Below are 12,733 nucleotides of genomic sequence, written 5' to 3'. Positions count from 1 at the left end.
CACGCAACACGCCGCACGCTTGCACGCGGTCATCTTGGGCCTTCGGTGGCGTTGATCCCTGGCCTCCAGGTAGCAAAAAGCCGGCCCTGAGGGCCGGCTCGGCGTGGCGCGTGTCAGCGTGTTGCGTGCAGGCGTGGCTTACACCAGCTCGAGGCGGTCGAACATGGCCGACAGGGATTCCTCGTTGTTCACCCGGCGCACGGTCTCGGCGAGCATCGGCGCCAGGCGCAGTACACGGATCTTGTCGCTGGCCCGGCCTGCCTCGGACAGCGGGATGGTGTCGGTGACCACCAGCTGGTCGATGGCGCTGCCGTTGATGTTGTCGATGGCCGGGCCGGACAGCACCGGGTGGGTGCAGTAGGCATAGACCTTGGCGGCGCCGTGGTCCTTGAGGGCCTGGGCCGCCTTGCACAGGGTGCCGGCGGTATCGACGATATCGTCCACCAGCACGCAGGTACGGCCTTCCACCTCGCCGATGATATGCATCACCTGGGATTCGTTGGCCTTGGGGCGGCGCTTGTCGATGATCGCCAGGTCGGCGTCGTTGAGCTGCTTGGCCAGGGCGCGGGCGCGCACCACGCCGCCCACGTCCGGGCTCACCACCATCAGGTCGTCGTGTTTCTGGCGCTCGATGTCGGCCACGAACAGGGGAGTGCCGTAGACGTTGTCCACCGGAATGTCGAAGAAACCCTGGATCTGGTCGGCGTGCAGGTCCACGGTCACCACCCGGTCGATGCCCACGGCGGTGATCATGTCGGCCACCACCTTGGCGGTGATCGGCACCCGCGCGGAGCGCACCCGACGGTCCTGGCGGGCATAACCGAAGTAGGGCATCACCGCGGTGATGCGACCGGCGGACGAGCGCCGCAGGGCGTCGGCCATCACCAGGATTTCCATCAGGTGATCATTGGTGGGCTTGCAGGTGGACTGGACGATGAACACGTCCTTGCCGCGAACATTTTCCTGGATGTCCACGGCCACTTCGCCATCGCTGAACACGCCGACGTCGGCATCGCCAAGCGGGATGTTGAGTTGCTCGACCATGGCCTGGGCCAGTTCGGGATTGGCGTTGCCGGAAAAAACCACGAGTTTGGACACTGGCGTCCCCTGGCTGTGAGGTGGTGGATTAAAGAAGATGGCTGGGGTACCAGGACTCGAACCTGGGAATGACGGGATCAAAACCCGCTGCCTTACCAACTTGGCTATACCCCAACACTAACCGGTCAGGTGGCGTTGTCGTTGAACGCCGGACCTGGATCTTGTTGGGCTCGAAGCGTCGCCAGTGCCTCGTGGAGAGGTGAGAGTTCAGTGCTTCGAGCCGCGAAAGCTTTCCAGTTTTTTGGCAAACGCCGCTGCAGATCGCGGGCCGCTTGCGCCCCGGCAAGGCGTGCGAAACAGCAGGCGCCGGTGCCGGTCATGCGGGCGTTGCCCGCTTCGCGTTGGAGCCAGTCGAGCACGTTATCCACTGGTGGATAAAGGCGTCGGGCCACTGCTTCACAGTCGTTGTGAAAGCGTTCCAGGGTGGCCGCCCCAAGCGAGGCCGGTAATGTAATGGCGGGGGTGTGCCTTGTCAATTCCCCGTCGCCGAAAATTCGAGCGGTTGGAACGGCGATTCCCGGATCCACCACCAGAAACCATTGTTCCGGCAATTCAACGGCTTGCAGGCGCTCGCCGACGCCCTCCGCCCAGGCGTTGCGGCCACGCACGAACACCGGCACGTCGGCGCCCAGTCGCAGGCCCAGCTCGGCGAGCCGGTCCTCGTCCAGACCCAGACCCCACAGATGGTTGAGCCCCCATAGGGCGGTGGCGGCGTCCGAGGAGCCGCCACCCACGCCACCGCCGGCGGGCAGGCGTTTTTGCAGGTGCAGGCGCGCGCCCCGGGTCGTGCCGGTGGCCTCGCGCAGCAGCCGGGCGGCACGCAGCACCAGATTGCCATCGTCCACCGGCAGCCCGGGGCGGTCGCAGGTCAGGGTCAGCTCCTCGGCGGGCCGCAGATGCAGGGTGTCGCCGTAATCGAGCAGGGCGAACAGGGTCTGCAGCTCATGATAGCCGTCGGCCCGCTGGCCGGTGATGTGCAGAAACAGGTTCAGTTTGGCCGGTGCCGGCAGCGCGAAGCCGCGCGCCGGCGAACCGGAGCCAGGGGAGGGTGCCGTCATGGCAAGGGTTGCCACTCACGGATCAGGAGCGTGAAGCGGTTGGCTTCCTGGCGCGCCTTGATGCGGTGGGGCAGGGCCACCCGGCCCACCGGCTCATAGCGGTCGAACTCCAGCTCCCAGCCCAGCTGGCGCAGGCGCACCAGTTGCCCGGCGTCGTTTTGTTCCGCCTGCGCCGGAGCGCCCGGCCACACCAGGCCACGGCTCCAGTATTCCAGCGCCGACACCGGCAGCCAGAAGCCGGTCAGGTGCCAGGCCAGTTCCCCGGGGGAGCGGGCCTGCCACTGACCCTTGGCGGTTTCCAGGCGCGCCATGCCCGGTTGCCAGCTCAGTTCCGCGCTGCCAAAGCCCAGAGGGCCGGAAAAGTGAATGGCGCCATTGCGCGGCGCCTGCTCCCAATCGAAGGTGGCGGAGCCGCCGTCCTCCGGGGTGCGGTAGCCGAGCTTGCCGTTCATTTCCCAGCGCTGGATTTGCTCCGGGCGGGTGAAGTCACCGGTGGGCACCGGTCGGGTCTGGCAGGCGCTCAGCAACAGAGCTACCAGGGGGAGCCACCAAAACCGTGTCAAAGCGTTACCTCCAGGCGTTCCAGGGTGTCGCGCACAACGGTGGCGTCGGGCTGCGCGGCCAGGGCGGCGGACCACACCGCGCGGGCGCTTTCCTCATCGCCCATCGCCCACAGCACCTCGCCCAGATGGGCGCTGACTTCCGGGTCCGGCATGAGTGCATGGGCGCGGCGCAGGTAATCCAGCGCCTCGTCCAGGCGGCCCTGCCGGTACAGTACCCAGCCCATGGAGTCGAGAATCGCCGGGTCGCGGGGATATTGGTCCAGAGCACGGCGAATCATGGCCTCGGCCTGGTCCAGATGCACGCCCCGATCCGCCCAGGTGTAGCCCAGGGCGTTGAGCGCGCCGGCATCGTCCGGGTGCAGCTCCAGCACCCGTTTAAGATCCGTTTCCATGCGTTGGTTCTGGCCCAGGGAGCCGGCGGTCATGGCGCGGGCATAGAGCAGGTCCGGATTGTCCGGGTCCGCTTCCAGGGCATCGTTGAGCAATGCCAGGGCGCCCTCCGGGTCCCCTAGGGCATTGCGCATTTCCGATTCAGTGATCCACAGCCGGTCGGCGCGGGCCGGATACTGGCGGGTAAGGCTGGTGATCAGCGCATGCCCGCGGTCGCCACGACCGCTGGCATATAGAAGCCGCGCCGCCTGCACCTGGGCTTCCAGGGCGTCGGGGCCTTTCACCTTCAGGTAGTCGTCAATGGCCTGATCGGTGTCGCCGGCGGCTTCCGACGCCTGGGCCAGACGCAGCCGCATCTCGTTGGGGCGGTAGCCGCGTCGCAGCAGATCCTGCAGCAGGGAGCGGGCGGACTCGCCGGCGCCGGCCTCCAGGGCGATCAGTGCCAGCGAGTAGCGCAGATCCAGATCGTCCGGGTTCTGCTCGGCGAGAATGTTGAGTTGTTCGTGGGCCTGATCCTTGTGACCGGCGGCCAGCAGCAGGCGCACATAGGCCAGGCGCGGGCGGCGATTGTCCGGGTGTGCGCGCACCTGGGCGCGGGCGTGGCGCAGGGCCTTTTCATGCTCGCCGCTCTCGAACAGCAGCCGCGCTTCCAGCAGCGCCGCTTCCATATGGTCCGGGTCCTGGTCCAGGGCGTGCTCCACTGCTTTCATGGCGCCCGGCAGGTCGCCCTGCTGGCGAAGGTCCAGGGCCCGCGCGTACCACAGCGGAGCCTGTTCCGGATAGCGCTCGGCCAGTTGCGAAAGGGCTTTCAGCAGCTGCTGGTTGTCGTTGTCGCTGAGGCTGCTGGCTTCCGCCACCAGGGGCAGCAGGGCGTCGCTGCCGTGGCCGGCCAGTAGCCGGTCGATGAAGCCGGCGGCGCCGTCACTATCGCCGAGCTGGATGTCGGCCAGGGCCGCCAGGCGCAGGGCATCGGCATTGTCCGGTTCACGTTCCAGCCACAGGCCGGCCAGCTGGCGGGCCTGTTCCGGTTGATCCAGATAGGTGGCCAGCTTGGTGGCCTGGCTGATCACCTCGGGATCGTGGGTGGTTTGCGCGGCGCGGCCATAATAGTCCAGGGTCACGGCCAGGCTCTGACGTTGCGCGGCGCTTTCCGCCACCAGCAGATCGCCGAGGGTCTCGCCGTCGTACTCGATCGGGGGCAGGTCGCGGGGTTCGGGGGCCGGCGGTGGAGCCGGCTGGGGCGGGGTCTGGGCGCAGCCCGCCAGGGTCAGGAGGGCGGCGACAATAAGCGATGGGCGTGCATTCATCGGCGATTCAGTCCTCGAATTGAGCCGCTATCATTGCACACCCGCCGGCCGCACCCAAGGATTCGCGGCCTCGACCGGCACCGCGCCGGCTCCCGTAGCACATTGTTTTAAAGGGCTGTTTCGCGCAAAATGCGACACCCTTGCGCGTGTCTGGGACATATCCCATCGGGTCGTCGTCATTTCCTATGAAGCTCATCGCTGCCGGCGTTAATCACACCACCGCGGACGTGGAGTTGCGCGAGCAACTGGCGTTCTCCGCCGATCAGGCCGAGCGGGCGCTGGCCCGGCTGCGCGAATTGTCCGGCGTGCGCGAAGCGGCGTTGCTGTCCACCTGCAATCGCACCGAGCTGTATTGCCTGGTGGACGGCGAACCGCCGGACCTGGCCGGCTGGCTGTCCGGCGAGCGCGGCCTGTCCCTCGAACGGCTGCGCCCGGCGGTGTATCTGCACCGGGGCGATCAAGCCCTGGAGCACATGATGCGCGTGGCCGGTGGTCTGGATTCCCTGGTGCTGGGCGAGCCGCAGATTCTCGGTCAGATGCGCGACGCCTACGCCCGTGCCCACGAGGCGGGCCTGATCGATAGCGAGCTGGGCCGGGTGTTCCAGGACGTATTCTCGGCGGCCAAGCGCATTCGCACGGAAACCGGCATCGGCGCCAATCCGGTGTCGGTGGCCTACGCGGCGGTGTCCTTCGCGCGGCATATCTTCGCCGACCTGAAGAAAAGCCGGGCGCTGCTGATTGGCGCCGGCGAAATGATCGAACTGGTGGCCCGGCATCTGGCGGAACAGCAGGTGCGTGAGATCGTGATCGCCAACCGCACCGCCGAGCGCGCCGAGGCTCTGGCCGCCGAGGTGGGGGGCCGGGGCATCACCCTGGAAGAATTGCCGGTGGCCCTGGAGCACGCCGACATCCTGATCGCCTGCACCGCCGCGCCCATTCCGATTCTCGGCAAGGGCACCGTGGAAAGCGCCCTCAAGCGCCGCCGCCACAAGCCGATGTTCATGGTCGATATCGCCGTGCCCCGGGACATTGAACCGGAGGTGGGTGAGATGGATGACGTCTATCTGTATACCGTCGACCACTTGCAGGAAGCGATCCAGGAGAACGTGCGCGCCCGCCAGCAGGCCGCCGAGGAAGCCGGCGAACTGATCGCCGAAGCGGTGCGTCAGCATCACCGCAGCCGTCGCGAGAAGCGCGCCGTGGGCGTGTTGCGCGATTATCGGCGGCAGCGCACCGAGCTGGCCGACCAGGAACTGGAGCGCGCTCTGTCGCAACTGCGCCAGGGCGCCGACCCGGAGGACGTGCTGCGCCGCTTCAAGCACAGCCTGGTGAACAAATGGTTGCACCGGCCCAGCGTTACCCTGCGCCGGCTGGCCGCGGAGGACCGTGCCGAGGCGTTGCTGATGGCCCGGGAAATTCTGCTTGATCAGGACGGCGAGGCGTCCAGCGAGGAATCATGAAGGCGTCACTGGAAAACAAACTGCAAAAGCTGGTCGAGCGGTTCGAGGAAATCAGCGGCCTGCTGGCGGACCCGGACGTGATCGCCGACCAGAACCGCTTCCGCGCCCTGTCCAAGGAATACGCCGAGCTGGAACCGGTGATCAAGGGATACCGGGAGTACCGCGCCACCGCCGAGAACCTGGACACCGCCCGCGCCCTGCTCGACGACAGCGACCCGGACATGCGTGAGATGGGCGCCGAGGAAGTGCGTGAGGGCGAGCAACGCCTGCAGGAGCTGGACGAAGAACTGCAGCGCCTGATGCTGCCCAAGGACCCCCGTGACAGCGCCGGCGTTTACCTGGAGATCCGCGCCGGCACCGGCGGCGACGAAGCCGCTCTGTTCGCCGGCGATCTGTTCCGCATGTATTCCCGCTACGCTGACCACATGGGCTGGAAGGTGGAAGTGGTGAGCGCCAGCGAAGGTGAGCACGGTGGTTATAAGGAAGTGATCGCGCGCATCGCCGGTGATGGCGTTTATTCACGCTTGAAATTCGAGTCCGGCGCCCACCGCGTGCAGCGGGTGCCGGCCACCGAATCCCAGGGCCGCATTCATACCTCCGCTTGCACCGTGGCGATCCTTGCCGAGGCGGAAGAGGCCGGCGACATAGAGATCCGCAACGAGGATCTGCGCATCGACACCTACCGTTCCTCCGGCGCCGGCGGCCAGCACGTCAACACCACCGACTCGGCGGTGCGCATTACCCACCTGCCCACCGGCGTGGTGGTGGAATGCCAGGACGAACGCAGCCAGCACAAGAACAAGGCCAAGGCCATGTCGCTGCTGAAGGCGAAGCTGCTCGACGCGCGGGAAACCGCCGCCCACGCCGAACAGGCGGCGGAACGTAAATCCCTGGTCGGTTCCGGCGATCGCTCCGAGCGCATCCGCACCTACAACTTCCCCCAGGGCCGGCTCACCGACCACCGCATCAACCTGACTCTGTACCGGCTCAACGAAATCGTCGCCGGCGACCTGGACGAGGTGGTGGGCGCGCTGCTCGCCGAGCACCAGGCGGAGCAACTGGCGGCCCTGGCCGAGGGCCAGGGCTGACGCCGTGCGCATCGACGAGGCGTTGCGCTCGGCCCGGGACGCCCTGAGCGCGTCGCCGAGCCCGCGCCTGGACGCGGAACTGCTACTCGGCCGGGTACTGGGCCGCGACCGGAGCTACTTCTATACCTGGCCGGAAAAACAACTGGATGGCGACCAGCAACGGCTGTTCGAGCTGCTGGTGAAACGCCGCGCCGCCGGCGAGCCGGTGGCGCACCTGACCGGTGAACGGGAATTCTTCGGCCGCTGTTTCGCGGTGTCCGCCGCCACCCTGATCCCCCGCCCGGACACCGAAACCCTGGTGGAAGCGGCGCTGGAGATCATGGCGGATGGCCCGGCCCGGGTGGTGGACCTGGGCACCGGCACTGGCGCCGTGGGCCTCAGCCTGGCCCTGGAGCGGCCCGCTTGGCGGGTCACCCTCACCGACGCCAGCGCCGCCGCCCTGGCGGTGGCCCGGGACAACGCCGAGGCCCTCGGCGCCACCGTGACCCTGCTGCGTGGTGACTGGCTGGAAGCCCTGGCCGGCCCTTTCGATCTGATCGTCAGCAACCCGCCCTACGTGGACCCGGACGATCACCACCTGGAGCAGGGCGACGTACGTTTCGAGCCACGCTCGGCCCTGGCCGCCCATGATCGTGGCCTGGCGGACCTGCGCGTGATCACCGCCCAGGCACGCGAGCGGCTCGCCGACGGTGGCTGGTTGATGCTGGAACACGGCCACGATCAGGGCTCACCGGTGCGCCGGCTGCTCGCCGACCACGGCTTTCACAATGTCACCACCCGCCAGGACCTGGGCGGCAACGACAGGGTAACCTTGGGCCATGTCTGACCAACAACCGTTTAACGACGAGCAGCTACTGCGCTACAGCCGGCAACTGCTGGTGGCGGACTTCGACCTGGATGGCCAGGAGGCCATCGCCGGCGCCACCGTGCTGCTGGTGGGCTGCGGCGGGCTGGCCAATCCGGCCGGCCTGTATCTGGCCGGCGCCGGCGTGGGCCGGCTGGTTCTGGTGGACGACGATGTGGTGGACACCAGTAACCTGCACCGCCAGATCGCCTTCCGGGGCGATCAGGTGGGGCAGGGCAAGGCCGAAGCCCTGGCCGCCCAGCTCCATGCCCTGAACCCGGATGTGGCGATTGAGCCCCATGCGGCCATGGCCGGCGATGACTGGCTGGACCGGCACCTGCCCGAGGTCGATCTGGTGCTCGACTGCTGCGACAACTTCGCCACCCGCCAGGCCATCAACGCCGCTTGCGTGCGCCACCGCAAACCCCTGGTCAGCGGCGCCGCCATCCGCCTCGATGGCCAGCTCGCCGCCTTCGATCTGCGCGACCCGGACAGCGCCTGTTATGCCTGCGTCTACGGCGATGGCACCGACGGCGACCTGGCCTGCAGCGAGGCGGGTATCCTCGGCCCGGTGGTGGGCACCATCGGCACCCTGCAGGCGCTGCTCGCTTTGCATCTGCTCACCGGCAAGCCGGTGGCGCCGCGCCTGCGGCTGTTCGACGGCCGCACCCTGTCCTGGCGCGAGATGGCATTTCGCAAGGACCCGCATTGCCCGGTGTGCGCTCGCTCCCGGACATAAGCCGCCGTATCGTATTCAATCAGAGGGATGGGAATGACGGGCAAGGAGCAGATTATGGCGGCCCAGCAACCGACGGCCTGGCCATTGTTTTCAACGGTGCTTTTGTCGCTGGCGGGGGCCGTCGGCGGCGCCTTGCTGTTGGCGTTGCCGGGGCTGGCCCTGGGAGGCTGGGCCGGCTCCTGGACCGTGGCGCTGGTGTCGGCCTGTGTGTTCGCCGGTGTGGGCGCTCTGGCCGGGTTCACGCTGGTGCTGGTGGCGCTGATCGGCGAGCGGGTGCGCGCCACGGAGCGGCGTCTTCTGGGACTCATTGGAACCCTGGAGAGCGCCCCCCACGACAGCCGTGCCAGCGAGAGCGCGCCTCCGCGGGCGCCGGTGCGCTCCCGGCCCTCCTCCCCGGCGCCGGCCGAGCCGCTGCAAAGCAGCGCCCCCGTCGAGCCCGAGACGGCGCCGCTGGCCGCCCGGTCGGCCTCTGCGGACGAGGCCGCCGCCGTTTCCCGGTCCACCCCTTCCTCGGCTCCAGCCGCGCCGCCTTCCGGCGTGGCCAGCGTCACTCGGCGCGTGCTGGACTGGTTCCGCAACGGCAATACCATTGCCCGGGCCGGCATCCTGGTGCTGTTCGTGGGCGCGGCGCTGCTGGCTAAGTACGCCGCCGAAAGTGGCTGGTTCCCGTTGGAGGCCCGGTTGGCGGCGGTGGCGCTGCTGGGCATGGTGCTGCTCGGGCTGGGCTGGCGGTTGCGCGGGCGGCATCAGGGCTATGCCTTGATTCTGCAAGGTGGTGGTGTCGCCCTGTTGTATCTGACCCTGTACGTGGGGTTCCGTCTGTTTGGCGTGTTGCCGGCGGGGCTGGCGTTCGCCTTGATGGTGGTGGTGGCCCTGGCGGCGGCGGTGCTGGCGGTGGCGCAAAACGCCCTGGCCCTGGCGGTGATCGGTTTCTCCGGTGGCTTCCTGGCGCCGCTGCTGACCTCCGAGGGCGGCGGCAGCCACATCACTCTGTTCAGCTATTACACGGTGCTCAACCTGGGTGTGTTCGCGGTGGCCTGGTTCCGGGCCTGGCGGTCGCTGAACCTGGTGGGCTTCGTGTTCACCTTCGGCGTCAGCGCGCTCTGGCGTGGCGCCGGCTATGGCCCCGAGCATCTGTTCAGCACCGATGCCTTCCTGATTCTGTTCTTCCTGATGTACGTGGCGGTGTCATTGTTGTTCGCACGGCAGCGCACCGCCGACCGGGTCGATTACCTCTCCGGCAGCCTGGTGTTCGGCCTGCCGGTGGCCGCCTTTACCCTGCACGCCTCCCTGGTCGGCCACATCGAGCACGCGCTGGCCTGGAGCGCCCTGGCGTTGGCGGTCTTTTACCTGGTGCTGGCGGCGGTGTTGTGGCGTTCCCGGGGCGCGGCCTGGCGATTGATGGCGGAGGCCTTCGCCGCCCTCGGCGTGATCTTCGCCACGCTGACCGTGCCTCTGGTGTTGTCCGGCGAAGCCACCGCCGTGAGCTGGGCTCTGGAAGGCGCCGGGCTGGTCTGGCTCGGCGGTCGCCAGGGACGCCGGCTGACGCGGGTATTCGGCCTGTTGTTGCAGGTGTTGGCGGCGCTCTCCTGGGCCTATGACGGCGGTTCGCCGGCGACCTTGCCGGTGTTCAACGGTGCTTTCATGGCGCTGGCCGGACTGGCGGTGGCCGGTTATCTGAGCGGCTTGTTCCTGTTCCGCCTGGGGCCGGCGCGGGCCGCCTATGAGCGGGTCATGCCGCCGTTGTTGCTGGCCTGGTCGATTTCATGGGCGTTGCTTGCCGGGGTCCGTGAGGTGGCCGCGTTCGGCTCCGAGGGCGGTGAAGCCGGCTGGCTGCTGGCGGTGCCGGCGTTGATCACGGCTCTGGTCGCCGTGCTCGGGCGGCGTCTGGCCTGGCCCGCCAGCGCGCGGCTGGCGCCGTTGCTGGGTGCCGCTTTCCTGGTGCTGGTAACGCTGGCGCTGACGGTGCTCGAACACCCGCTGATGCGCGGTGCCTGGCTGGGCTGGCCGCTGCTGTGGCTGGTCTACCATGGCGTGTTGTGGCGCCGGGACCAGGACGCCGGCGCCTGGCTGCCGGGCATGACGCCCTGGCTCCATGGGCTGGGGGTATGGGCGCTGGCCTGGGTGGCGCTGGGGGAAGTGCCCTGGTGGATCGGTCAGGCGCTGGCCGGGGTCTGGCCGATGCTGGCCTGGGGGCTGATTCCCGCCCTGTTGTTGGTGGTTTGCACCCGCGCGCCGGCGCTGTGGCCATGGCGCGATCACCGGCGTGCCTACCTTGGCCCGGCGGCCCTGCCCCTGGCGGTGGTGATGGCGGCCTGGGTGGTCGTGATGAATCTGGGCAGCCGCGGGGACCCGGCGCCGTTGCCGTATTTGCCGCTGCTCAATCCGCTGGATATCTCCGTGGCGCTGGCGCTGCTGGCCGGGCTTGGCTGGTGGCGCGCGGCCTGGCCTGGGCGGTGGAGCGTCGGTGTGACGGTGGCCGTGGGGCTGGCGTTTGTGTGGCTCAGCGCGGCCCTGGTACGGGCGTTGCACTATGGCGTGGGCACACCGCTGGAGGCCGACGGCATGCTGCGCTCGGTGACGGTTCAGATGGCATTGTCGCTGTTCTGGGCGCTGCTCGGGTTGGCGGCCATGATCAGCGCCACGCGGCGGGGCTGGCGTCCGGTGTGGATGGCCGGCATGGCGTTGCTGGGCGTGGTGGTGGTGAAACTGTTTCTGGTGGACCTGGCGGGCACGGAGACGCTGGCGCGGACCGTTTCGTTCCTCGGCGTGGGTCTGGTGCTGCTGGTGGTGGGGTACTTCTCGCCGCTGCCGCCGCGAGCAAAGGAGTCGTCTTGATGCGTGGTCGCTTCGTAGGGCTGGTGATGTTGGCGCTGGGGCTGGCGGAGACCGTGATGGCGGCGCCGGTGCCGGAGGATTTCGCCGAGGGCATCCCGCTGGAGACATCGGCCCCGGCCAGCGCCTACCGGCTGCCGTTGCCGGAGACCGTGTACGCCTTGAGCACGCGGGATGATCTGGGCGACCTGCGCGTGTTCAATCGTGACGGGCAGGTGGTGCAGCATGCCCTGTGCACGCCGCCGGCAACGTCGACGGTCACCGCCCGGCCGCTGCCGGTCCATGGTTTACCGGCGGGGCGCGCCGATCAGGCGGCGGGCGCGGGGCTGTCCATCGAGACCGCGGACGGGCTGCGCATGCGCTGGCGGGAGGCGCCCTCCCAGGCGCCGGAGCCGGCCTCCGGTTCGTTTGAATATATTCTCGATGCCCGCGATCTGGACACCGAGCTCACCGGCGTGCGCCTGGACTGGCACTGGCGCTCGCCGGAAGGCCGCGCCGAATTACCGATCCGGGTGGACGCCAGCGACGACCTGGACCAGTGGCGCACGGTGGTATCGCGCAGCACCCTGCTGCGGGTGCAGGACGATACCCTGGAGGTCGCCACCGTGACCTTGCCGCAACGGCGCTATCGTTTCCTGCGCCTGATTCCCCTGGATGAGCGCGCCCGGGACTGGTTGCGGGGCGCCTCCGCGTTGCCGCGCCCGGACGCCGGCGACGGCCCGGCGCTGGATTGGGTCGCCGCCGCCCGGATGGGCGAGCCGGACGCCGATGGCGCGCTCCGGTTCCACGCCGAACGACCGCTGACGGCGCGGCAATGGCGCCTGCGTCTGCCCGGCCCCAACCGGGTGTTGCGGGTGGAGCTGAGTTCCCGGGCCGATGCCGAAGATTCATGGCGGCGCCGTTTTCAGAGTACCGTGGCCTCCGGCCCCGATAACCCGGTGACCGGTACCCAACCGACCGGTTCCACCACGTCGCCGGCGGACCGGTTCTGGCGCTTGCGGATTCTGTCCGGCGCCGAATCCCTGGGCCCGGAGCCGGTGATTCTGGAATTGGGGTACGCGCCCCTGGATCTGGCGTTCCTGGCCCAGGGCGAAGGGCCTTTCCTGCTCGCCTACGGCAGTGGCACGGCGCCGCCGGCCCAGGTGATCGATTGCGCCCGGTTCGGGGAGGCGGCGGCGGCGCGGGTGCGGCCGGCGCGGGTGCTGGGCGGCGACGCGGCGCTGCGCCCGGCGCCGGAGCCGCTGCCCACGCGACGCATCGTGCTGTGGGGCATTCTGCTGCTGGGCGCCGCGCTGGTGGTGGTCATGGCGCTGGGGCTGCTGCGCAAGATGCGCGACTGAATCCCGGCGCC

General features: G+C 68.8%; 10 protein-coding genes and 1 tRNA gene. 6 read left to right on the top strand and 5 right to left on the bottom strand.

Annotation, left to right across the window (positions count from 1 at the left end; translation table 11 throughout):
- Nucleotides 1–138: 138 nt before the first annotated feature.
- The 5 genes from JF515_RS15310 to JF515_RS15290 all read right to left on the bottom strand — a co-directional run bounded on the left by JF515_RS15310 (nucleotide 139) and on the right by JF515_RS15290 (nucleotide 4,416).
- On the bottom strand, nucleotides 139–1,098 hold the full coding sequence (locus tag JF515_RS15310; protein WP_203105318.1) for a ribose-phosphate diphosphokinase: 960 nt from the start codon (nucleotides 1,096–1,098) through the stop codon (nucleotides 139–141).
- Nucleotides 1,099–1,136: 38 nt separating this feature from the next.
- Nucleotides 1,137–1,212, bottom strand: a tRNA-Gln gene (locus JF515_RS15305).
- Between the two features lie 11 nt (nucleotides 1,213–1,223).
- Nucleotides 1,224–2,156, bottom strand: a complete 933-nt coding sequence (gene ispE, locus JF515_RS15300) for a 4-(cytidine 5'-diphospho)-2-C-methyl-D-erythritol kinase (protein WP_203105317.1) — start codon at nucleotides 2,154–2,156, stop codon at nucleotides 1,224–1,226.
- A complete protein-coding gene (gene lolB, locus JF515_RS15295; protein WP_203105316.1) occupies nucleotides 2,153–2,719 on the bottom strand; it encodes a lipoprotein insertase outer membrane protein LolB in 567 nt (188 codons plus the stop codon). The genes ispE and lolB overlap by 4 nt, the downstream gene beginning before the upstream one ends.
- Nucleotides 2,716–4,416, bottom strand: a complete 1,701-nt coding sequence (locus tag JF515_RS15290; protein ID WP_203105315.1) for a tetratricopeptide repeat protein — start codon at nucleotides 4,414–4,416, stop codon at nucleotides 2,716–2,718. The genes lolB and JF515_RS15290 overlap by 4 nt, the downstream gene beginning before the upstream one ends.
- Before the next feature lie 185 nt (nucleotides 4,417–4,601).
- On the opposite strand from JF515_RS15290, the gene hemA reads away from it, so the two are divergent.
- Genes hemA through JF515_RS15260 form a run of 6 tightly spaced genes read left to right on the top strand, consistent with a single transcriptional unit; the run spans nucleotide 4,602 to nucleotide 12,722 of the window.
- Complete coding sequence (gene hemA, locus JF515_RS15285; protein WP_203105314.1) at nucleotides 4,602–5,876, top strand: glutamyl-tRNA reductase; 1,275 nt, start codon at nucleotides 4,602–4,604, stop codon at nucleotides 5,874–5,876.
- Nucleotides 5,873–6,964: a peptide chain release factor 1 gene (gene prfA, locus JF515_RS15280; protein ID WP_203105313.1), complete on the top strand. Its 1,092-nt coding sequence runs from the start codon at nucleotides 5,873–5,875 to the stop codon at nucleotides 6,962–6,964. The genes hemA and prfA overlap by 4 nt, the downstream gene beginning before the upstream one ends.
- Nucleotides 6,965–6,968: 4 nt before the next feature.
- Entirely contained in the window at nucleotides 6,969–7,790 is an 822-nt protein-coding gene (prmC, locus tag JF515_RS15275) for a peptide chain release factor N(5)-glutamine methyltransferase (RefSeq protein WP_203105312.1), read from the top strand.
- Nucleotides 7,783–8,547 (top strand): HesA/MoeB/ThiF family protein, encoded by a 765-nt coding sequence (locus JF515_RS15270; protein ID WP_203105311.1) that lies wholly within the window; start codon nucleotides 7,783–7,785, stop codon nucleotides 8,545–8,547. Before prmC ends, JF515_RS15270 begins: the two co-directional genes overlap by 8 nt.
- Before the next feature lie 54 nt (nucleotides 8,548–8,601).
- Nucleotides 8,602–11,385: a DUF2339 domain-containing protein gene (locus JF515_RS15265; protein WP_203105310.1), complete on the top strand. Its 2,784-nt coding sequence runs from the start codon at nucleotides 8,602–8,604 to the stop codon at nucleotides 11,383–11,385.
- The gene (locus JF515_RS15260) at nucleotides 11,385–12,722 is read left to right on the top strand and encodes a DUF3999 domain-containing protein (RefSeq protein ID WP_203105309.1); all 1,338 of its coding nucleotides are present in this window, start codon (nucleotides 11,385–11,387) and stop codon (nucleotides 12,720–12,722) included. Before JF515_RS15265 ends, JF515_RS15260 begins: the two co-directional genes overlap by 1 nt.
- Nucleotides 12,723–12,733 lie beyond the last annotated feature (11 nt).

Source organism: Alloalcanivorax marinus, assembly GCF_016785095.1.
Lineage (GTDB): Bacteria > Pseudomonadota > Gammaproteobacteria > Pseudomonadales > Alcanivoracaceae > Alloalcanivorax > Alloalcanivorax marinus_A.
This window is presented reverse-complemented; position numbering and strand designations above follow the sequence as displayed.

What these genes read in the sequence shown, in the direction of transcription:
- ispE (WP_203105317.1), bottom strand. Translation starts at nt 2,156, where the DNA reads ATGACGGCACCCTCCCCTGGCTCCGGTTCGCCGGCGCGCGGCTTCGCG.
- JF515_RS15290 (WP_203105315.1), bottom strand. Translation starts at nt 4,416, where the DNA reads ATGAATGCACGCCCATCGCTTATTGTCGCCGCCCTCCTGACCCTGGCG.
- hemA (WP_203105314.1), top strand. Translation starts at nt 4,602, where the DNA reads ATGAAGCTCATCGCTGCCGGCGTTAATCACACCACCGCGGACGTGGAG.
- prfA (WP_203105313.1), top strand. Translation starts at nt 5,873, where the DNA reads ATGAAGGCGTCACTGGAAAACAAACTGCAAAAGCTGGTCGAGCGGTTC.
- JF515_RS15270 (WP_203105311.1), top strand. Translation starts at nt 7,783, where the DNA reads ATGTCTGACCAACAACCGTTTAACGACGAGCAGCTACTGCGCTACAGC.
- JF515_RS15265 (WP_203105310.1), top strand. Translation starts at nt 8,602, where the DNA reads ATGGCGGCCCAGCAACCGACGGCCTGGCCATTGTTTTCAACGGTGCTT.
- JF515_RS15260 (WP_203105309.1), top strand. Translation starts at nt 11,385, where the DNA reads ATGCGTGGTCGCTTCGTAGGGCTGGTGATGTTGGCGCTGGGGCTGGCG.